21 protein-coding genes and 1 tRNA gene are annotated in these 20,720 nt (G+C 63.9%); 11 read left to right on the forward strand and 11 right to left on the reverse strand.

From position 1 onward, the window contains the following. Positions 1–20 precede the first annotated feature (20 nt). Positions 21–494 carry a hypothetical protein gene (locus tag AC1DXI_RS14445; protein WP_370118097.1) on the forward strand — a complete coding sequence of 158 codons (474 nt, stop codon included), beginning with the start codon at positions 21–23 and terminating at the stop codon, positions 492–494. Here AC1DXI_RS14445 and AC1DXI_RS14450 read toward each other — a convergent pair. Continuing rightward, positions 491–1,807, reverse strand: a complete 1,317-nt coding sequence (locus tag AC1DXI_RS14450) for an MFS transporter (RefSeq protein WP_476939215.1) — start codon at positions 1,805–1,807, stop codon at positions 491–493. The two genes, AC1DXI_RS14445 and AC1DXI_RS14450, sit on opposite strands and share 4 nt — an antisense overlap. 190 nt (positions 1,808–1,997) lie before the next feature. Here AC1DXI_RS14450 and AC1DXI_RS14455 point away from each other — a divergent pair, with 190 nt between their 5' ends. The 3 genes from AC1DXI_RS14455 to AC1DXI_RS14465 all read left to right on the forward strand — a co-directional run bounded on the left by AC1DXI_RS14455 (position 1,998) and on the right by AC1DXI_RS14465 (position 4,736). Continuing rightward, positions 1,998–2,123, forward strand: coding sequence for a hypothetical protein (locus tag AC1DXI_RS14455; RefSeq protein WP_476939216.1), 126 nt, complete (start codon positions 1,998–2,000; stop codon positions 2,121–2,123). Positions 2,124–2,170: 47 nt separating this feature from the next. Next, on the forward strand, positions 2,171–3,823 hold the full coding sequence (locus AC1DXI_RS14460) for a cellulase family glycosylhydrolase (protein ID WP_476939217.1): 1,653 nt from the start codon (positions 2,171–2,173) through the stop codon (positions 3,821–3,823). A gap of 172 nt (positions 3,824–3,995) precedes the next feature. Next, on the forward strand, positions 3,996–4,736 hold the full coding sequence (locus AC1DXI_RS14465; RefSeq protein ID WP_476939218.1) for an HNH endonuclease family protein: 741 nt from the start codon (positions 3,996–3,998) through the stop codon (positions 4,734–4,736). Positions 4,737–4,885: 149 nt separating this feature from the next. On the opposite strand, the gene AC1DXI_RS14470 is transcribed toward AC1DXI_RS14465, so the two are convergent. Then, positions 4,886–5,155 (reverse strand): hypothetical protein, encoded by a 270-nt coding sequence (locus AC1DXI_RS14470; protein ID WP_476939219.1) that lies wholly within the window; start codon positions 5,153–5,155, stop codon positions 4,886–4,888. Between the two features lie 353 nt (positions 5,156–5,508). On the opposite strand from AC1DXI_RS14470, the gene AC1DXI_RS14475 reads away from it, so the two are divergent. Then, entirely contained in the window at positions 5,509–5,910 is a 402-nt protein-coding gene (locus AC1DXI_RS14475) for a hypothetical protein (protein ID WP_476939220.1), read from the forward strand. Positions 5,911–6,328: 418 nt separating this feature from the next. Here AC1DXI_RS14475 and AC1DXI_RS14480 read toward each other — a convergent pair whose 3' ends face one another. Next, entirely contained in the window at positions 6,329–6,919 is a 591-nt protein-coding gene (locus tag AC1DXI_RS14480; RefSeq protein ID WP_476939221.1) for a site-specific integrase, read from the reverse strand. 371 nt (positions 6,920–7,290) lie between these two features. Between AC1DXI_RS14480 and AC1DXI_RS14485 the strand changes: the two genes are divergently transcribed. Next, positions 7,291–7,596, forward strand: a complete 306-nt coding sequence (locus AC1DXI_RS14485) for a transposase (RefSeq protein ID WP_476939222.1) — start codon at positions 7,291–7,293, stop codon at positions 7,594–7,596. A 262-nt stretch (positions 7,597–7,858) separates the two neighbouring features. On the opposite strand, the gene AC1DXI_RS14490 is transcribed toward AC1DXI_RS14485, so the two are convergent. The 4 genes from AC1DXI_RS14490 to AC1DXI_RS14505 are packed head-to-tail and all read right to left on the reverse strand — an operon-like array spanning position 7,859 to position 13,200. Continuing rightward, entirely contained in the window at positions 7,859–8,941 is a 1,083-nt protein-coding gene (locus tag AC1DXI_RS14490; protein ID WP_476939223.1) for a polysaccharide pyruvyl transferase family protein, read from the reverse strand. A gap of 53 nt (positions 8,942–8,994) precedes the next feature. Then, the gene (locus AC1DXI_RS14495; RefSeq protein ID WP_476939224.1) at positions 8,995–10,170 is read right to left on the reverse strand and encodes a polysaccharide pyruvyl transferase family protein; all 1,176 of its coding nucleotides are present in this window, start codon (positions 10,168–10,170) and stop codon (positions 8,995–8,997) included. After that, a complete protein-coding gene (locus AC1DXI_RS14500; RefSeq protein ID WP_476939225.1) occupies positions 10,167–11,426 on the reverse strand; it encodes a glycosyltransferase in 1,260 nt (419 codons plus the stop codon). The genes AC1DXI_RS14495 and AC1DXI_RS14500 overlap by 4 nt, the downstream gene beginning before the upstream one ends. Next, positions 11,416–13,200 carry a glycosyltransferase family 2 protein gene (locus AC1DXI_RS14505; protein ID WP_476939226.1) on the reverse strand — a complete coding sequence of 595 codons (1,785 nt, stop codon included), beginning with the start codon at positions 13,198–13,200 and terminating at the stop codon, positions 11,416–11,418. The genes AC1DXI_RS14500 and AC1DXI_RS14505 overlap by 11 nt, the downstream gene beginning before the upstream one ends. 231 nt (positions 13,201–13,431) lie before the next feature. On the opposite strand from AC1DXI_RS14505, the gene AC1DXI_RS14510 reads away from it, so the two are divergent. The 3 genes from AC1DXI_RS14510 (at position 13,432) to AC1DXI_RS14520 (ending at position 14,271) form a co-directional block, all read left to right on the forward strand. Continuing rightward, a complete protein-coding gene (locus tag AC1DXI_RS14510) occupies positions 13,432–13,731 on the forward strand; it encodes a type IIL restriction-modification enzyme MmeI (RefSeq protein ID WP_476939238.1) in 300 nt (99 codons plus the stop codon). A 14-nt stretch (positions 13,732–13,745) separates the two neighbouring features. Further along, positions 13,746–13,937 carry a type IIL restriction-modification enzyme MmeI gene (locus AC1DXI_RS14515; protein ID WP_476939227.1) on the forward strand — a complete coding sequence of 64 codons (192 nt, stop codon included), beginning with the start codon at positions 13,746–13,748 and terminating at the stop codon, positions 13,935–13,937. 160 nt (positions 13,938–14,097) lie between these two features. Further along, positions 14,098–14,271 (forward strand): hypothetical protein, encoded by a 174-nt coding sequence (locus tag AC1DXI_RS14520; RefSeq protein ID WP_476939228.1) that lies wholly within the window; start codon positions 14,098–14,100, stop codon positions 14,269–14,271. A 1,125-nt stretch (positions 14,272–15,396) separates the two neighbouring features. On the opposite strand, the gene AC1DXI_RS14525 is transcribed toward AC1DXI_RS14520, so the two are convergent. The 4 genes from AC1DXI_RS14525 to tmk form a co-directional block, all read right to left on the reverse strand. Continuing rightward, positions 15,397–15,469: transfer RNA gene (locus AC1DXI_RS14525), tRNA-Thr, on the reverse strand. Positions 15,470–15,583: 114 nt separating this feature from the next. After that, positions 15,584–17,167, reverse strand: a complete 1,584-nt coding sequence (locus AC1DXI_RS14530) for an alpha/beta hydrolase (RefSeq protein ID WP_476939229.1) — start codon at positions 17,165–17,167, stop codon at positions 15,584–15,586. 60 nt (positions 17,168–17,227) lie between these two features. Next, complete coding sequence (locus AC1DXI_RS14535; RefSeq protein WP_476939230.1) at positions 17,228–18,370, reverse strand: DNA polymerase III subunit delta'; 1,143 nt, start codon at positions 18,368–18,370, stop codon at positions 17,228–17,230. Next, the gene (gene tmk, locus AC1DXI_RS14540; RefSeq protein ID WP_476939239.1) at positions 18,367–19,023 is read right to left on the reverse strand and encodes a dTMP kinase; all 657 of its coding nucleotides are present in this window, start codon (positions 19,021–19,023) and stop codon (positions 18,367–18,369) included. Before tmk ends, AC1DXI_RS14535 begins: the two co-directional genes overlap by 4 nt. Before the next feature lie 134 nt (positions 19,024–19,157). On the opposite strand from tmk, the gene AC1DXI_RS14545 reads away from it, so the two are divergent. Beyond that, positions 19,158–20,354, forward strand: a complete 1,197-nt coding sequence (locus AC1DXI_RS14545) for a trans-sulfuration enzyme family protein (RefSeq protein WP_476939231.1) — start codon at positions 19,158–19,160, stop codon at positions 20,352–20,354. 9 nt (positions 20,355–20,363) lie between these two features. Next, positions 20,364–20,717, forward strand: a complete 354-nt coding sequence (locus AC1DXI_RS14550) for a DUF2516 family protein (protein ID WP_476939232.1) — start codon at positions 20,364–20,366, stop codon at positions 20,715–20,717. Positions 20,718–20,720: the final 3 nt, after the last annotated feature.

The following is a 20,720-nucleotide window of genomic DNA, read 5'->3' on the forward strand; positions in this document are numbered from 1 at the left end:
ACGTTCTGGAGGAGATTCACGTGATCGAAATTGGTGGGCTCCCGGCCCATGTCCTGCTCGTCCACGCCGTAGTGGTCCTTGCGCCGATCGCAGGTCTTGGTGCCATCATTTATGCCGTGGCACGGCGCTGGTGGGCTTACCTGGCCTGGCCCCTGGGCGTGTTGTCACTGGGGCTGGTGCCAGTGACACTCCTGACCGCACAGGCGGGGGAGCAGTTGGAGAAAATCCGTCCGGCGTCGGCGCTGGCCCACGAGCACGCCCAGCAGGGTGACGTGCTCAAAGTGGTTTCCGTGATCTTTTTCATCCTGGTCGCGGCAATGTTGATAGTCACCTACGAGCCCTTTGGCCGGCGCTTGGCGTTCCTCGGCGGACTTCGGAGCAACCGGATTGTCCGGGGAGTGGTCCTGGTTGCCGGCGCCCTGGCGGGGGCCTTCTTCATCTACCAGAGCATCATCACGGGACATTCCGGCGCGGCCTCGGTCTGGGCGCGTTAGCTCCGCCCATCCGCGGGCCCGTGGCCAGGTGACGCGTGCCGGACCCGGTGCAGCGTGACGAACAGCAGGACAAGGGCCGTCGCCTGGAGTGCGGCCACGGCGGCGATGAGCGCCGGCTGTGCGCCGTAGAGTGACCCGTACAGGGCCCCGCCGGCCAACGCGCCGGCGCCCTCGAACGCCGCGAACACCCCGTACGCCGTGCCCTGCCGGGGCTGGGGCACCAGATCGGCGACCAGCGCCTTGACCGTGGAGTCCTGGATGCCCGTGGCGGCACCCCAGACCAGGACGCCAGCGAACACGAGCCCGGCGCTCGGTGCCAGGGCCAGCACCGGCACCGCCATAATCAGCACGGGCAGCGCCAGGAGCACGGCCGCCCCGGTGTGGTCGTAAATGACGCCACTGGCGAGAGCCCCGACGGCGGCGGTCCCCATGGCGCCGGCGTACAGCAGCGGAACCACCGAGACGGGAACCGCCACGTCGGTCGTCAGGTGATAGGAGATGACGCCGAAGGCCACCAGTCCGGCGCTCCAGAAGAATGCGGCCACGGCGAACAAGATGAAGACGCCGGAGAACGCCGACGGCGGCCGCCCGGCGGGCTTCCCGCGGGACGGCTCCGGCACGCCGGAGGCGTCGGGCGCGGGCTTGTCCGCGCCGGGATCCCGGACGCGGCGACGCAGCCAAACGAGAATCGCCACCGCCGCCGCCGCCGGAATGACAAGCACCGCAAAGGCTGCCGGCAGTGAGCCGGTGGCAACGAGTACCGCCGAGACGAGCAGCGGGCCCAAAAGCGCCCCGGCCAGATCGAGGGACTTGTGGACGGCGAAGCCACGGCCCCGGCCAACCGGCCCGGCGACGGCGGCGAGCAGCACGGTTTTCGCCGGGCTGCGGACGGCTTTGCCAACCCTGTCCCCGATGATGAGCACGGCCGCCAGGGCGATCCCGGCGGTCCCGGCGAAAGGCGTCAACGCGAGCAGCGGGATGCACACCGCTGTGAGCACATAGCCGGCCATCGTGAAAGTCCAGTACTTCCCGGTGCGGTCCGCCCAGGGGCCGAACACCAGCCGGAGCCCCTGGGACGCGGCCTCCGCGGCGCCGGTCACGAGGCCGACGAAAAGCGCGGACGCACCGAGCTGGGCCAGCAGGGGACCACCCAGCGGGCGGGCGCCGTCGGACACCATGTCCGCGGCGAGGCTGACCAGGCCGAAGCCGACAACCGGGCCCCACAGCCGGTGCCGCCAATTCTCGGTTTGGACTCCGGGCGGCGGCGCCGGGAGTTGCTGGCGGGCTGGCCGCCTGCGCCCGGGCCGTTCCATTCCCTAAGGCTGACGGACGGCCCGGAAAAAGACAATACGCAGGTCAGGGACCTGTGGGCGCGTCGATGCGCAGAAGGAAATATTGGCCAAAGGGGTTCTTTCTTGGCGGCAGCTTGGTACTTTTTGAGAGCCGATCCGCATTGTGCGGGACGGGGGGACCCACATTGACGGACTGAAAGGCAACACACCCATGAGTTCGGACGGCACCCGCCGGCACCAGCCGGAAGGGGCCTTCATCCTCGGTGCCGCCCCACGCGCCAAGAGCCGCACCAATACCAGGCCGCACCCGCACGCCACTCTCACGGAGGAACTGTGAAACCGTTTTCGAATCCGCCACTCCACGCCGGGGGAAGGCGCCCGAGCGTGACTGCCACACTTCTGGGCATCGCTGTGGCTGCCGGACTTGCCCTCACCGGCGTCGCCGCGGCCTCGCTTCCCCTGGCCACTGCCGCCACAACGCCGCCGCCCACCGGCTGGCTGCACACCTCTGGCGGCAGGATCCTGGACTCGAACAACGCACCGCACACCATCAAGGCCGCGTCCTGGTTCGGCATGGAAACCCCCGACTGCATGCCGCACGGGCTCTGGGGGACCCTGACCATCGACGAGGCCTTGGCCAACATCAAATCGATGGGATTCAACACCGTCCGCCTGCCGTTCTCCAACGAGTGCCTGGCCGCGACATCCATCAAGGGCAACCTGAACTACTGGGCCAACCGCGCCTACGCGCTGGAGGGCAAGACGCCCCTGGTCCTGATGGACACGGTGATCGCCCGCGCGAAGGCCAACGGCCTGCAGATCATCCTGGACCGGCACCGGCCGTCCTCTGCCGACCAGTCCCCGCTCTGGTACACCTCCGCCTACCCTGAGTCGAGGTGGATTGCTGACTGGAAAATGCTCGCCGCCCGCTACAAGAACGATCCCACCGTCATCGGCGCCGACCTTCACAACGAGCCCGCCGGGGCCGCGACGTGGGGCGGCGCCGCCGCCACCGACTGGCAGGCTGCGGCCACCCGCGGCGGCAACGCGGTCTTGGCCTCCAACCCCAACCTGCTGATCATCGTTGAGGGCATCGAGAACCAGGGCAACGGAACGTCCACCTGGTGGGGTGGCGGCCTGGCCGACGTCAAGAACAAGCCGGTCACCCTGGCCACGCCCAACCGGGTGGTCTATTCCCCGCACGACTACCCGGCGTCGCTGTTTGCGCAGAGGTGGTTCAGCGACCCCAGCTACCCCAACAACCTGCCGGCCGTGTGGGATGCCAACTGGGGTTACATCCAGAAGCAGGGCATCGCCCCGGTTCTGCTCGGGGAGTTCGGGACCGCGCTGCAAACCACCTCGGACAAGCAGTGGATGGAGAAGATCGTCTCCTACCTGGGGACCAATTCCATGAGCTTCGCGTATTGGTCGTTCAACCCGAACAGCGGCATCACCGGCGGCCTTGTCCAGGCGGACTGGCGCACTCCGGAGGCCGCCAAACTGGCCGCGCTCGCGCCCATCCTGACGGGCACGCCGACGCCGACCGTGACGCCGTCCCCGTCGCCGACCGTCACCGCGACGCCGTCCCCGTCGCCGACTGCCACTGCGACCGCCACGCCGACTGCGACCGCCACGCCGACGGCGACCGCTACGGCGACGGCGACCCCCACGCCGTCGCCGACTGCCACTGTGACGCCGACCCCCACGCCGTCGCCGACCGCGTCGCCCGTGCCGACGTCGGGCGGGCCGATCAGCGCGGTCTGGAAACTCGGCAGCTCGTGGACCGGCGGCTACGTGGCCAATATTGAGGTCACCGGCCTCCGGGCGGCTACCGGTTGGAGCGTGAGCTGGCCCGATCCAAACGTCACCCGGGTGGCCAACTCCTGGGGCATCACGTGCATGGTCCTCCCCAAGGTGTCGGTAACCTGCAGCGGCTCGGACTGGGCCACCAAGGTGGCCGCCGGCCAGAAACTGTCCGTGGGCCTGCAGGTGGATTCGCTGAAGGCTCCGGTCAACCCGGTGCTCACCTTGAGGTAGCCGTCGGCGCAAGGACGTTCGGCGTACCAGCACCGCCCACGGTGAAGTATCTCGACGTCCACAGTTACTTCACCCTAGGGCCGCGGCCGCAGCTGCACGTGAGCGACTCCATGCTCCGGCCTCCGCGGTCGCGGAACGGAGTGCGGGTAATCTGATCATTTTCGCCGCACTCATGATTGGCATGAACATCTCCCGCTCCGCCGCCACTAAGTCCCTGACCGTCCTTGCCGGATTGCTTCTCGCAGGCTCCCTCGCCGGCTGTGATGCCGCAGCCCACGTTGGCGCCAAAGTCGCAGACGCCGTGCACAGCGCAGCGGCGTCCCAAGCTCCCGCCAGTGGTTCCGCGCACCCGGGCGAGGCGGCCGCGGCCGTAGCCCAGCTGGCGTCCATTCCGGTGAAGGGCAAGGCCCCGAAGACCGGTTACAGCCGCGGACAGTTCGGTCCCGCCTGGTCCGATGTTGACCACAACGGCTGCGACACGCGCAACGACATGCTCCGCCGTGACCTCACCGATGTGACGACCAAGCCGGGCACCAGGGATTGCGTCATCGCCTCCGGCAAACTTGCCGACAAATACACCGGGAAGACCATCAGCTTCACCCGCGGCGAGAATTCCGCCGACGTCCAGATTGACCACATCATCCCTCTGTCCCTGGCCTGGCAGACCGGCGCCCAGCAGATCAGCGCGGGCCAGCGCCTCCAGCTCGCCAACGATCCGCTGAACCTGATGGCCGCCGACGGCCCCGCGAATCAGCAGAAGTCAGATTCCTCGGCCGATGCCTGGCTCCCAGCCAACAAGGCGTTCCGGTGCGAATACGTCGCCCGCCAGACGGCTGTGAAGGCCAAGTACAAGTTGTGGATGACCCGTCCCGAGCACGACGCCATCGCCGGGATCCTCACCACTTGCAAGTAGCGAAGGCGCCCGCGCGGCAAAAGCGAAGCCCCCCGCACCGAAAGGCGCACCCAGCGACGGCTCAAGGCCGGTTGCGGCCCGAATGGTCTCAGGCTGCCTGCGCTTTTATCCGCTGACTAGACAAAACGGGCATCCCTTTTCCGGAGCGGTCAGCGGTGCGGTTCGACCAGGAGGACCACGAAGTTCGTTTGATCGTTTTTGTCCGGGCTGGACACGTTGAACTTGTAGTCGTACTCCCCGTCAGTTCCCGAGGAGCTGCAGACTGTCGTTGTACCGCCGACGGTCGGCCGCCTGGTGCAGGTGCCCTCGATGTTCATGGTAAAACCGGCTGCGGAGCTCACGGCTTTCAAGTCGTCGACGGAGAGGCTTTTGCCGGCGTCCCAGCGCTTGGCGATGCTGGGGCACGGGTTGGTTGACATGCACAGAAACATCTCCCGCCGCACCACACTGTCCTCCAACTTCCAGTCCGCGGGAATGACGAACCGCTGGGAACGGGAGACTACGTCGGCGGTGACCCTGTCTTCCGCGGACCGGGTAAGAAATAGCGCGACGGCGCCAACGACCAACACCGCCGCAAGGATGATCCATGTCCTACGCTTCACTGTGTTCCCCCAAAACGGTCAGTGCCAACGCGCTCAACCCGGGACACCGGGGAGGTGTTTGACTGCATCGTATCTTCAACCACGGACTTCAACGGCGAAGCCGGCGCTGCGGATTTCCGCAGGAGTGGTCTCCATCGCCGTCGGTTTCTGGGGCGAGGTACCATCAGCCCATGAGGGTCTCTATCCGCTGGGCCGATGGGGCGTGGGCGCTGCTGGTCCTGCTTGCCGCCGTGCTGACGGCGTGCGGGCTGGCGGCGTCGTTCAGTTTCATCGTCCGTTCACCGACGGAGGCGGCGGGGCACGGCCTGGTCTTTCTCGGATCCGTGGCGTTCGCGGCATGTGCTGTGTGGGCGAGGCTAAGGGGGAGGCCACCCGGGGTGTCGGTATTGACGGCGCTGCCAGCGGTGGTCGTGGGAGGGCTTTCGGTGGAGATGCCGGACGGGCTCTACGCCCATCTGGCGGGTCTCTTCCTCATCCCGACAGCGCTGTGCGCGATGCTGGCGGATCTGCTGTTCCCCGGGACGCCCTATGAACTGGCGAGTTCCCTGCCGGCGGATGGTCCGCCTGCCTGATCGGACCTCAGACCTCGAAGGCATACGCCGTGGGCAAAGGGCGCCACCTGGTGTCTGACCTCTTGAAGTACCAAACGCGGCGGCCCCAATCTTCAACGATCCCGCCCGGACTTATAGCCGTGCGGTAATTATGGCTCCCATGGAAGAAGCGGTCGATTGGGCGGGAGTTGCCCCGGCAGATTAGCGCCGCTGCGCCGACGTGCGACGTCAAAGTGTGCCATAGGTGTGCCCTAACCTCACACGGCAATCTCGCCGAAAACAATAAAAAACCCCGTATCCCCGCTGAGTCAGCGGTGGTACGGGGTTCTTCCCGAGCTTCCTGCCAGAATCGAACTGGCGACCTTCTCATTACGAGTGGGAGTGTTTTGTCCCATATATTCACGCAAAATCAGTGGCGAGGTGACGGAAAAGTGACCTCCTACGTCCAGCCGAGCCCGGTCAGCGCGCGGTTCAGGCGGTCCGCGCTGCCGTGCAGATCGTCGTCGAAAAGACCGGCATAGGTGTCCAGTGTCATTGTTGCCGACGCATGGCCGGCGATCCGTTGCACGACCTTGACGTTGACCCCGGCGCTGATGGCGAGACTCACGGCGGTGTGCCGCAGGTCGTGGAAGGTGGGGCGTGGGAACGTGGGGTCGGTCGCCGCGACGGCGGCAATCGCGGGGCCGTAGTGGCGGCGGGTCCACGTGTTGTTTCTGAGTGCAGAGCCGCGGCTTCCGCTGAACAGCCGTTCTCCGGGAGCCCGCTCGGCCACCACCGGGGCAAGCCGGTCCCCGATAAGGCGGGGGAGCGGAACGACGCGGTTGTCCCCGCCTTTGGTCGGCCCAAGCAGCAGTTTTCCGCCGACTTCGACGTAGGCCTTTGACACGGACATCGTTGGCCGGTCGCCGAGCTGTACGTCGTCGGCTGTGAGGGCCGTGACTTCTCTCCACCGCAGACCGCCCGTGCCGGCGAGCATGATGAAGAGTGAATATTCACCGGCGGCGACGGCCAGGTAAACGAGCTGCGGCATGGAAAGGTAAACGTGTTCCCGCATCTTCTGGGGGCGGGAATATAGTCGGTGCCCCCGACTGGGTTCTTCGTAGGGTTGGCGGGGAGCAAGCGCCGCTTCACTGCGAACCCCATCAGCCTGCCGAAGCAGTCCGACTTCGCGGCGGGTCGTCGTGCCGGCAGGCTGCCCGTCGCGGCCCACGAGTGACGTGATCCATTCTGCGGTGTCGTCGTAGGTCACGGCCGTCAGCGGGGTGCAACGTAGTTTTCGAAGAATCGCCGGTAGTTGTCCACGGTCTTCGGACTTGCTGGTTTTCGGCCGGTAGCGCCGACAGTTGACACCCTTTTGATCCAGTCCTCATATAGCTGTCCGACGGACGTCTTGCTGGCAATTTGGTCAAGGAACAGCTGCGGATGCTGCTTCGCACCAACTCCCTGGCCGATGCCGCCGCCGCGAAAGAGGACCTCAAGGTGCTCGTGGATGCTGCCGGACGGCCGGAAACGAACAAGCTCTATCGCACTGTGTGCAGGTGGTGGAACGAGATCGAAGTCCTCATCGTCACCGGCGCTACGACAGGCAAGGTCGAGGCTAACAACTCCGGGATCAAGGACATCAAACGCACCGCCCGCGGCTACCGGAACCCTGCCAATTACAAATCGGTTGTTCTCATGAGAAGTGCCGTCCGGACGGCGGCATGACACTCATCCGGGAATCCCGTTCCCCACGAACCGTGAAGATCCACCATACCTAAATGCGAAGGGCCCCATCACCCCTGTCACCGCAGCCTGACAAGCCCTACTTTCGTATTGGATTCCGGTTGGCAGTCCTTTTGCCTGATGCGGAGGCGTCGCGCCGTTCGCTCCGGATGACTGCCGCACCAGCGGCGGAGGTTCATCCCTTTCGAGAATTAGTTCGCTTTGAGTCACTCACCTTGGGGCATCGAAAGAACGCGACACTGATTCAATTTTCAACTAATAACGGAGAGTTCAGGGTCAGGCCATTGGCGCCGAGAAAATCTCGGTAGCGGTTTAGGAGCTCTTTACGACGAGCGTCGAACGCTACATCGTCGAAAACGAACATCCTCTTTAAATCGTCCAACGCCACGCCGGAACGGACCTTGGAGTGCAGTACATAAGGTACCGACATTGTCTCGCAAAGTTCGGCAGTGCGGGAGTCGTGGGCGATGCACACGCCCGGGACACCGGCCTGGAGTCCAAGCATCACCCCATGTATGCGTGGCCCGATGACGAAGTCGAACGACCGCAGGTAGTTCATCCAGGCTGGAATATCAAAGAATGCCGCGGAGTAACGCCGGTACCATTCGACAATGTCTGCCTCGGAGCCATTGGACATATCAGCCATGTCGCGTCGTGTGTCTTCGCTTAGTTTGTCCCACTCGCCACGGTGCGCCTGCAGCATTTCCAGAGGACTTTGGAGAATGTATGCCCCGCCTGTCTGCTCGACCAACCTCGCGAGCGACCGCTCCGTGTCCCGCATGTGCTTCCACTTGTAGTGCCCGGCGGCCACGGCAACTCGGCGGATCGGTCGATCAAAGGCGCGTCCGATTTGCCTTCCCAGGTCCTTTTGCGGACTTAGGAAAAGGGTTGGACAACCGAGAGCAACGCCGCTCGATCCGAAACCGTACTTCTCAAGGACGCGGAGCGTGAACTCGCCTCGCACTGAAATATTAGGCGCATCCGAAGGCGCCCTTTCAGCCAGATCGCGAAGCCATTTCACCGACCCGTCCGGAAGATCGGGGAGCTCTGACATGCTGATTCCGGCCTGAGCGCCAAGACCAATCGCTACCATGGGTTTCTTGATCTGCGCGAAGTGTTCAGCTTCGCCAGCCATATCCAGCCTGGAAGAGAGATGGTTCGCGCAGGGCAGCACGGCAATGGGTTCAGAGGCGTTATTGATACCTTGCGGCTGATGAAGGCGGCGGAACCGTGTGAGCCCTCCGCCCAGCTGCTGGTCAATGGCATGGACGAACGCAAGATTTCCGACATTGTGACCGACTGCAGCATTGAGGCCAGTGGCGTCCATGTGCGCGGCCGTAGGGACCGACGGGGCGATCCCCATCAACAGGGCATTTTTCCTCAAGGTACCAGGACCTCTCGGGACGCCAGATTCCCCAACTGCTCAGACGGAGTGATCCCGTTGCATGCCAGGAAGTCTTTCATCCAGGCCGCGCGTGTGCTTCGATTCGCGTCGAATTGTTGACCCTGCTCGGTGTCCCAGCGGGCTGCGTGCCTCAGTTCTTCCAGTGACATGTCGCCGACCGAGCTAACCGAAACGGAGGGTATTCCTGTCGTTCGTGCCAGTTCCTGAGTGCGGTTGTCGATATGGACCACCAGTCCGGGAATGCCGGCCTGCACGCCCAGAGCCACGCCGTGGTACCGGGCCCCGATCGCGGCATCGTAGTGGCGGAGGAAATGCATCCATGTCTGTGTTTCATGGAACGAATAGGCATTCCGGCGGAACCAGGCCTCACATGCGGAGGTGCTGTCAAATCCCATCGACTGGGCTATAGACGAGAGCTTTGATTCGTCTTCGATCGTCCCACGGAGTGCAAGGGCAACCATCGCCTCGGGATGCTGAGTGATGTAGGCCCCTTGGTAGTCGTTGCAGAGCTGCACCATCTTTGCTTCGACCTTGCGGTTCTCTGGGTGGAATGGATTTCCCGACGCGACTGCGATGCGCTCGGCTGGTCCCAGCGCTGAGCGCTCGACAATCGATTCGCCGAGGGCAGGGTCACTTGAGATGAACAAGGAAGGGCATCCGATCGGCTCGGAGTCGACGCCTAAAGAGGACAGGACGTTTTGGGTGAACTCACCGCGCACGGCAATATTTGCTCCGGTGCCTGGCCTACGCGCCGCTACCTCCCGGAGGAAGCGCCGTGTGCCCTCGGGGACTTCCACCTCGGCTTCGTAGTTGGTGGTCTGGGCGCCCAGTCCGACCAGTATCACCGGAAGATCGAAACGTCCAATGGCGTCGGCCCAGCCGCCAAGGTCGGCATGCGCTCCGATTTGGTTGGCGCACGTAATTACCAAAACGCCAGCGCGGTCCCGGACTCTTCCCCTCTCCCATCCCCAGCCAACGCGAGTCAATTCCGTCTTAATGCTCTTGCGTGTCCCGTACACGAAGGCCAGGTTTCCGGTATTGCCGCCCATGGCAGCCATGTAACGCTCAGTGCCGGCTTCGTAGGCTTCATCCAGGACAAGATTATTCGGGTTCTGGAGGTTATCAATCAGGCCAACTTTATCGAATGTCATCTTGTTTCCCATCGGTTGAATTCCTGAAGGTGCAGGTCTGCGCATTCAGCATGTGTGCCCGGCTTTATTATGCTTTCTCTGAGGGTGTCCCATTCGTGTACAGAACCACCCAGTCTCGAAAGTGTCTCGCGCCATGCTAAAGAATTACCCGCTTGGACGTGGACCCCCGTGACACCGTTTTGGACCTTCTCCGCCATGCCGCCGATATCCGAGACCAGCAAAGGGCGACCGCAGGTAAGGGCTTCCTGGATAACCATGGGCGAGTTCTCCCACCAAGTCGAGGGAACAACGACCCAGTCGACACCGGCCATTCGTGAGCGAAGTTCATGAGGCTGGTAGGAGCCTGCCCAGCGGACCACACCTTCCTCGATCAGCGGCGCTCGAAGCGCTTCGATTTTGTCCCGGAAATCCTCCGTCTGGTTCTCGAGGTTCGCGCCGTGTACTTCCAGTACCAGTTTCCTGCGTTCCTTAACGGGCATGTTGTGCAGTGCCGTGAGCAGCACCGCAAGGCCTTTTTGCGGATTGATCTGGCCGAAGTAGCCGAAACGGTTTCGGGTTCCGCCTTCCAGCAGCGGCCGCGGAGGTATCGTTTCCTCGTCCGCCTGGCCATTTTCAATGACGACGATCTTCTCTTCGGGGATGCCCCACTCTACGTAGCGGCCGCGGAGAAATTCGGAAGGGGACACAAAACCGTCCACCAGGTCGAAGTGGCTCTTAAAAAAATGCTTCCGCAACCAGAAATCTTCAATGGATCGGTGCGGAAAACACAGCCGGCATTCATCGATGGACTCCCGGGAGCAAAGGCGGCCGTCCGTTTTAATCATCTGGCCGTTGTTGGCGCATATCGCAATATACTCGTGTAGCGTGAGGTAGATGCGGATCGCAGGGTCGATCTGTTTAATTACCCGGAGGAAGTCAAACCCGAGGTGGACGTAATGATGCGCGTGCACGATGGTCGGCCGTAGCGCCCGGACTAGATCGGCGAACCAGGTATAGACCGCGTCCCGGTTTGCGGATTTCATCGTCCAGTCAGCTACGCCCTGCTCCCAGATGTATTCATGATCCCTGCGCTTTCCAATGATGCCGGTCGCGCCGCGGCCGCGGTCCACGCGCCCGAGGAACCAGGCATCTTCGACCTGGTCCTCCTGGCGGTATGCCTTGAACATGTTGTAGGCCGCGATTTCACCGCCGCCGAGACTGAAGTCGGGATGGGCGTGCGCCATAACGAGAATGCGGTCGCGGACTTTAGTGGACACTGGCTTGCTCCTTGAAAAAACGCTCCCAGCGCAGCTGGTGCCGCATGGCATTGTAGATGACAACCCGAAATTTAAAGTCCGACTTGCCGAGTAAGGCAAATGATTGACGCTCCAGGTGGGTCAACTGGACAAGTGGGTTGTACAAAATTTTCATTCCGCTTTCCCGTAGTTTGAGGCAGAGGTCGGAATCCTCGAAGTCGCCAATCAGGTAACCGGTATCCCATCCTCCCGCGCTTTCGAAATCACCACGCCGAACGAGGAGACATGCCCCTGTAGCGGCCGGCACCTCGACGATCGTGTCCCCGGCCGGGTCCAACGACGGATCCAGGCCCATATGTGGATGATGATTGGTCCAGATGTCCAAGTCGCCCCGATATCTGAAGGTCATTCCGGCATGCTGTATGGATCCGTCCGCAAAAACAAGGCGTGGTGCTACGGCGCCGGCGTCCGGCCGGGCGTCGAGCGTTGCGACCAACTCGTCAAGCCAGCCCTCACCCTGGGGGAAAGCGTCGCTATTGAGGAACAACAGAAAGCTCCCGGTCGAGTGTTGTGCGCCGAGGTTATTGGCGCCGGAATAACCGCGGTTCTTTTCACCCCATAGGTATCGAAATGGCACGCGGTAGGCCGCGTAGAGCTGGGGCGCCAAAGTTATGAATTGATCCATGATCGAAGGATCGTCGATTACATACACAATTTCAGCATTATCCAGAATCCACTCATCTTTCGCGAACTCAATAAGCTGGTGCTCGACGAAATCAATACGACCGTAGAGTGGCACGATAATGGAGACAACAGGGGATCCGGGGAGAGTCCCCTGCGTGCGGACCCGGGTGGAGAGCCGTTCCCAGGTTTTTCGATCCTCGGCAACCAGGCCCTCAAGTACCGGGGCTGCGACGCAGCTCACGTACTCGCCGAATAGGTGCACCGCCGGCTGGCTCTGGCTGAAGATCTGCTCCGCGGCCAGGGCGGGGTCATCCGGGAAGTGTCCGACGGTTGTCTCGGCGATGTCTGCGACGCCTTCGGGGAGCAGGACACGCATACGCAAGATTTCGTTCGGGCCGACGTTCGGCAGATATTGAACGAAACCGGGCTGTTGAGAGGACGTCGGAAAGGCTGACCCGTGGACGTCGAGGACGTCCTTTCGCTCCCGCCGGATTGCCGGAGTCAGATCGAAGACGGCGTTCGAACTACTTTGAATCCATACCGCGCGGACATCGCCGACCGTCATCAGCCAGCCGGAGGCGACGGCGCCACCGGTGCGGCTGGCCGCCTTCACGAACTCGAAATGGGCCAGCGCCTTTCCATGCCCTCCGGGCATTCCGGGGACGTCGGAGATCACGGCTGCCCAGGCGTCACTATAGAGGGGTAAGTACGCACTCAGTTCGAGGCGCTCAGCCGCCGTCAATGGCAGTGACCCGCTCTTGTCCGGCTCGATCGGTGAAACGCTCAGGACGAAAGGCTCGGACTCCTGACCCTCTATCTCCAGAGCCAGCGGAGCATCGGGCCGATAGGGGGCGAGGAGCACGAATCCCAGATTACCGCCGTCCGCCAGCTCGAGTTTCGAGGCAACGTCCTCGCGCCGCTTGTAGAGCGTATCCGTCCGGAGCGGCGCACCGTCGGCGTTCAGTGACACTTTCACGTCAAGTCCCCGCCAGCCTGAAACGAAAACGTATCCGCCCAAATCAAGTGCCCGCTCGACCCTCAAGGCCACGGGAGTTGAATTTCCGACACGCGGTACAAGCACCCGATACGCCTGTATTTGCCCTACCGTCATTTACCGTCCCCCTTGTTATGAATTTGGAACCACGGCCACTTCGGTGTGGCGGATTCTGCGTGCCCGAGTCATCGGCTAGGTGCCCGGCCGACTGTATCACGCCTGTTTTAACGCCCTCCAACTGTGCGGGATCCACACATTAAGATTGTGATGTACCCCACCTCAGACATCTACCGGGCCATTTCTGATGCACGAATTGGTACAGTTCAGCTTCCTTGCAATGAATGTGGCATGCCGCGAGGCGAGCAAGGCCGCATCCACCAGGGAAGCCGCCGGCACGGCGCGCCTGTTCCGTCAAATCTCGCAGCCAGAACGGAATACCTCGGCATACCGCGCCATGTAGGTGCCACTCGGAAATACTTCATTGCAGGGCTTCTTCTACCGGCGGTAGTAGCCGGAGACGCGAACTTCCTAGCAGACGACCCTGACGGCCTTCTATTCGCGGTGATTTCACCCCTCGCGTTCAGTGCGTGGCAGCGCACCGTCGGCGGGAAGATCAAAGTGACCTCAGGTTCTCCAAGCTCGGCGTAAGGAACACATTCCCAATGCCGGCGCTCTCCGAGACGCGGTGCGACGAATCAATTTCAGCTGGAAAGGTCGTTCTGGAGGCTCGCGAACTGAGCCCTGGTCGGTCGTTGGCTTCAATGTACGAGCCAAATATGATGGCCGTCCCCCTCATCAAAGCTCACTCGGTCTTAGACCGAGTGATGGACGAAGTACTTGCTGGCAGAAAGTGACTTGCCATAGACGAAGACCGGCTTGCCGTGCTGTTCCAGCTTTACGAAGACAAAGCCCGCTAGGAGACTCTGGTCAGTCCCTCGACGCTTCGACCTTGGGCACGGGATCCTTTCAGTCCCGGAGCCAGGTTGCAGCGACCAGTCAGCGAACGCTGCTTCGATGGAGGTGCAGGAGTCGACGTGGATGCCGCCGAAGTACCGCTGCGCGCAAATCGGCCAGTTGGTGGCGGTGAAGATCCGCTGGGGTCTGCGCGTCGACAGCACAGAGAAGGCAGCGCTGGTCCGCTATGCAGACGCCTGCCCTTGCGTCACACTAACGGTTACCCGCGTCTAATCAGAAAGCGACCGTCACCGCACTTCCCCGGGTCTTACTGGCTGCTACGACAGTCACGACGCCCTGCCGCTTGGGCAGCCGGTCTGGGACACTCCGTGTGGATCTGATCGTCAGATCGGCCTAACCCAATCTGACGATCAGAACCCCTTCAATCCTAATGACCAACTTCGATATCGAAGTCGAGTTCTGACCCTCCAAGCCGGCCTATCCTGTGGAGTTCGCCGCTAAGTGGCGGTGTTTTGTGATCGCTCTTTGTCGCTTATTGCGGACGACGAGGATGCTCGCGGCGGCTTCGATGACGTCGTCGGTGATGGTTTCGAGCTGGTTGTTCCTCGACGCATTCTGGATCAGGCCCCGCGGTGGCAGTCCAGCAGACAAGGAGTTGATTGGCAGCACCCTTGACCCGCCTAATCGCCCGTCCTCCCCTGGGTGACATTCTCTCCCGCGCCGTGGCGGCGGTACGGGTGCAACCTCTCCCATCCGCGGCGGCTTCGTCATCGTTGAAGCTTCCGCGGGCAATGTTCTCGGCGATCCAGTAATTTTTCGTTTTCAGACGGAGGTTCCACGTCGGACCGCTGCCAGAAGCACCGACTGGCGCTGGTAGCGAATCGAGCCGCGCCAAGGATCGAGGGCATCGAATCCCCTCCCGCCCACTGGGGGTCATCTGAAAGCCCTTCTTCCGGTTATTCGGGTGTTCTTGTACCGCCAAAAGGCTGCGGCAGGCGCAAAGGGGCAGATAAGGCTGTTGACGGGCTAACGGCAGTCGTGGCCGGGCGTCGAGCCAAACCAGAAACATCCATTAAACAGTCACTCCGCAGAGAACGCGGAGGCTGCCAGGGGGAATTCAAGAGACGACTCTCGGTAAACCTGCCTTACGCCGTACAGAAAACCCGGAATCTCAAAGATTCCGGGGGTGTCGCCTGGGGCGGTAGTGAGGCTCGATCTCCCGACCTCACGATTATGAGTCCTCGACTCGGGAGGCCGGTACGGTGCCCGGGCAAGGTGACGACAAAAGTACGGACATGCCGGTAACCGATCAAAATGGTGGGAAAGCATAAGTGCACCCCGCTGTCAAGCAAAACGACAGAACCCCCGGAAATCATTGATTTCCGGGGGTTCTTCCCGAGCTTCCTGCCAGAATCGAACTGGCGACCTTCTCATTACGAGTGAGACGCTCTACCAACTGAGCTAAGGAAGCAGCCACATGAATGCCCGGCGAACCGGTCGGATCATGCAAGAGACAACTGTAATAGAGTCCCGGCGTCCGGGTCAAAATGAGCGACCGAAGCCGCCATGCGGCCCCGTCGCGGACCTAGCAGACGGTGTTGTCCGCCGGGGCCTTTCCGTCCACCAGGTAGTCATCGACCGCGTTGCCGATGCAGCTGTTGGAACGGCCGTACGCAGTGTGGCCCTCACCCTTCCAAGTCAGCAGCGAGGCGTTCCCAAGCTGCTTGCGCAGGGAACTCGCCCATTCCACGGGCGTAGCCGGGTCGCCGGTGGTTCCAACTACGACAATCGGGGCCGAGCCCTTGTATTCGACCGGGGCAGGGGTCCGGACGTTCTTGTACGGCCAGTCCTTGCAGTTGCTGCCGCCATAAGCGAAGTAGTAGCCCAGGGTGGGCGACAGCTGGCGCAGCTTCTGGTCCTCGGCCCGCATGGACGCGGTGTCGGACACCATCGGGTAATCCAGGCAGTTGATGGCGTTGAAGGCGAAGGTGCTGTTTGACGTGTAGGTGCCGCTGGGATCGCGGTCGGCGCCGAAGTCGGCCAGCTGCAACATGCCCGTGCCGTCGCCGGCCAGGGCGGTGGCGAGCGCACGCGTAAGGATCGGCCAGTTGTCATCGTTATAGAGCGGGATGATGAGGCCGCTGACAAACGTGGAGCCCGAGACCTTCCGTCCGTCCTTCGCCGGCAGCGGGTTCGCCTCGGCCGCGCTGATGGCGTTGTGGATCTGCTGGACGCCCTCCTCTGTGCTTCCCGTGAGGGGGCATCCGGACGTCTGCTGGCACTTGGCGACATAGGCGTGGAGGGCCTTGTCGAAGGCCACGGCCTGGTCGCGGGTCAGTTCCTCGTTGCTCAGCGACGGGTCCATGGCGCCGTCGAGGACCAACCGGCCCACATTGTCCGGAAACAGCGACGCATAGGTGGAGCCCAGCAGGGTCCCGTAGGAGTAACCGAGGTAGTTCAGCTTTGAGTCGTTTGCCACCCCGCGCAGGATGTCGAGGTCCTTCGCGGCGCTGACGGTGTCGATGTGGGCCAGCGCCGGCCCGGTTTTCTCCACGCACTTGGCGGCGATGGCCTTGTTGTCGGCCAGAGCCTCGTCCAGTCCGGCGTCGGTGTCCAGGGCGTAGGTCTTGGCGCGGGACGCGTCGCGTTCCTTGTCCGTCAGGCACGTGACCGGGGCCGAGCGCTTCACGCCGCGGGGGTCGAAGCCCACGACGTCGTAGGCGGACCGGACCTTGTCCGAAATGTTGGTGTTGGCCGCGTCCCTGACGAAGTCGTACCCCGAGCCGCCCGGGCCGCCCGGATTGACCATCAGAGTGCCCTTCTTGTCGCCTGTCGTGGCGAGCTTGATGACGGCCAGCTCGATGCGCTCGCCGTCCGGCTTGCTGTAATCCAGCGGGACCTTGATCTTGGCACACTCGAAGCTGCCCTCACACGGTTTCCAGTCGACCTGCTGGGAATAGTAGCTGCGCAGTTCGGCCGGCGCCGCCGCCACTATCGACGGGTCCGCCTGCCCCGCTGCCCCGGAGGTCGGTGCGCTGGACCCGCTCTCGCCCCCGCCGCCGAAAAGGGTGCACGAGGCCAGCGTGAGGACCAGGGCCACAGCGCCGACGGCCCGCATGCCGATCGCCAGGGATCGGGATCTAGCGGGCTGGGGTCGAGCAGGCTTCATGCGGTTCTCCTTGGAGGCTAGGAACGAAAGCGAAGATGATCGTTTGAGCGGCAGGGACCGTCAAATAAGGCTGGAAGCCATGGACTCGATCGTCAGCAGCGGGGCCACGTTGGTGGTGGTGATTCGCGTGCGGGCCTTGTTGATGGCGTCCATGCGGGCAAGGGTCACTTCGGCGGTGGAACGTGAGGCGAAGTCTTCGAGCTCGCTTCTGAGTTCAACGTTGACGAGTTCCACAGCGTTCCCCATCTGGATGATCAGGACATCCCGGTAAAAGGACAACAGGTCCGTCAGGGTGCGGTCAAGGGAATCGGTGACGGAACGCTTGGCGCGGCGCTTCTGGTCGTCCTCGAGCTGCTTGACCTGGCTCCGCATGGCCGGCGGCAGTGTGCCGCTTTCGGGGGCTCCGAGGGTGGCCAGGAGCGCGGTTTTCTCGGCGGCGTCGCGTTCGTCGTTGGAGCTGTTGGCTTCCTCGGTGGCGATCTTGACCAGTTTCTCGGCCATCATGACCGCCGCCGTGACGCCGCGAAGGGACAGCGGGAACCGCACCGTCTCGAGCCGGCGCTCCCGGGCCTCTGGGTCCCGGGCCAGGCGGCGGGCGATCCCGACGTGGCTTTGCGCCGCGCGGGCGGCACGCTCGGCAACCGCCGGGTCCACGCCGTCGCGTTTGACCAGTAGGGCCGCGACGGCGGCAGCGGGCGGAAGCCGCAACGCGACCGGGCGGCAGCGGGAGCGGATGGTCACGAGGACATCGGCGGGGGAGGGCGCGCAGAGCATCCAGACGGTGCGGGGCGTGGGTTCCTCGATGGCCTTGAGCAGCACGTTGGTGGTCCGCTCGGCCATCCGGTCCGCGTCCTCCACCACGATGATCCGCCACCGGCCCGACGACGGCCGGTTCCCTGCGGTGGATACGAGCTCGCGGGCCTCATCGATGGTGATGGTGACCTTCTCCGTGCGCACGAACGCGACGTCGGAGTGGGTTTCTCCGAGGATGGTCAGGCACGCCGGGCATTCGCCGCAGCCGCGCAGGCTGACGTCCTCCTGGTCGCAGTTCAAGGCCGCGGCGAACGCCTTCGCGGCGTTGGAACGGCCGGAGCCGGGCGGGCCGGTGAAAAGCCACGCGTGCGTGAGCCCTTCGTTCTGGGCCGCCTGGCGCAGTTGGGCCACGACGGCGTCCTGGCCCTGGAGGTCGTCCCAGACTGTCATGCTGTGCTGCTTTGGGTGACGGCCAGCAGGGATTCGACGCGCTCGAGGATCCGGGCGGCGAGTTCGGCGACGGGCAGGCGGGCGGGCAGCACCAGATACGCCTCGGGCCGGGCCGAGGCAAGGTCCAGGAAGGCCGTCCGGATCTTGGCGTGGAATTCGTCGGCTTCGGACTCGAGGCGGTCTTCGGCGGCCTCGCCAGCGGTGCGCCGTTGCCGGCCAACGGCGGGTTCGACGTCGAGGAGTACGGTCAGGTCCGGCTGCAGGTCCGATGTTGCCCAGGCGTTGATGTCCCGGACCGCCTGCGTTCCGAGGCCTCGGCCGGCGCCCTGGTATGCGACCGAGGAGTCGATGTACCGGTCCGTGAGGACGATCTCGCCGCGTTCCAGGGCGGGCCGGATGACCTGGCTCGCGTGCGCGGCCCGGGATGCCGCGAAAATCAGGGCCTCGGTATGGGCATCGATGTGGCCGTGGCCGTGATCCAGCACAAGGGAACGCAGCTTCTCGCCGATCGCCGTGCCGCCCGGTTCCCGGGTCCGCAGCACTGTGAAGCCGCGGGATTCCAAGGCTTTGGCGAGTTCAGCGGCCTGCGTGGACTTGCCGGCGCCGTCTCCGCCCTCGAAGGCAATAAACAGTCCGGGCAACAGACCGGGCAACTGTCGGCGGGACGCTCCGGGGCTCTGGGTAGTCACGGTTCTAGACTACCGACAATCCCCGACACTCTAGTCTGCGCATGGTCTGCGGCGTAACGGCTTGGGTACCCTGCCGGGCTCCCACGTAGCCTGTCCTCATGAGTCTTACTGAAGAACAGGCCGCCACGCTTTCGCCGGATTCCCTGGTTGTGGCGGCAGGGCGCCCGCCGCGCACCCGCGACGAACCGGTCAACCCGCCGCTGGTGCTGTCCTCGACCTACTTCGGCACGGGTCCGCTGGGTGACGGCGACCGCGGCTATGGCCGGTATTCCAACCCCACGTGGGACCCCTTTGAAGAGGCGCTGGGCCAGTTGGAAGGCGCGGAACTGCCGGGCCTGCTCTACGCCTCGGGACTCGCCGCCGTGAGTTCGGCCCTGTCCCTGGTGCCCGCCCAGGGCGTGCTCGTGATGCCGTCGCACAGCTACGCGGGATCGGTCACGATGGCCACCGAACTGGCGGCCAAGGGGTTCCTCGAGCTCCGGACGGTGGACATCGCGGACACCGACGCCGTACTTGCGGCGCTTGCCCCGGCCGGCGGGCGCGCCGCCAGCATGCTCTGGCTGGAGAGCCCCACGAACCCCATGCTCGGCGTCGCGGACATGCGGGCCCTGACCGCCGCGGCGCATGAGGCCGGCGCCATCGTCGTCACGGACAACACCTTTTCCACGCCCCTGGTGCAGCAGCCCCTGAGCCTGGGCTCCGACGTCGTGCTGCATTCGGTGACCAAATACCTCTCCGGCCACTCCGACGTCGTGCTCGGTGCGCTGGTGACGTCCGACGCCGGTCTCCGCGCCGCCCTGCTGCACCACCGCACCATCCACGGCGGGATCGCCGGACCGTTCGAGGCGTGGCTGGCGCTGCGCGGGCTCCGTACCCTGGCGCTGCGGATCGAGCGTTCGCAGGCCTCGGCCCAGATCCTGGCCGAGCGGCTCGACGGCCATCCGAAGGTGGCCGGCGTCCGCTTCCCCGGGCTGGCCTCGGACCCCGGCCACGCGCGGGCCAAGGCGCAGATGAAGGGGTTCGGTTCCGTCCTGTGCATCGAGGTGGCTCCGGTAGTTGGGCAGGACGGTGGCCTCAGCGGCGCGGAAGCCGCGGACCGCATGATCCGGGCCCTGCAGCTTTGGCTCCCCGCGACGTCCCTGGGTGGGGTGGAATCCCTGATCGAACGCCGGCGCCGGCACGCCGCCGAGCCGGAGAGCGTGCCGGACAACCTGGTCCGGATGAGCGTGGGCATTGAGAACGTGGAAGACCTTTGGGCCGATTTGGAGCAGGCATTGGGCACTCTGGACGGCTAGGCTGGGGGAGTGGACGGACGCATACTCATTTACTTTGTCGAATCCGGGGTTTACCTGGTCCTGGCTGTCGTGGCCTTTGCCCTGGAGGCATGGGCGTTTTTCGATTGCCTCCGGCACAAGGCCAACGCGTTCGAGGCCGTATCGAAGCGGACCAAGACCTTCTGGCTGGCCCTGACCGGCGGCGCGTTCGCCGTGGGCCTGTTCTCCCTGCTCGCGCAGCTGGGCAGCGGCGGCGGTGCCAGTTCGCTCGGGATTTTCGGCCTTGTAGCCGTGACGGCGGCGTCCGTGTACCTCGCCGACGTCCGCCCCGCGGTCAAAGACGCCGGCCGCGGCCGCAACATGGGCCCCTACGGCCCCTGGTGACAC

It is taken from the genome of Arthrobacter sp. P1_H7 (assembly GCF_056405215.1).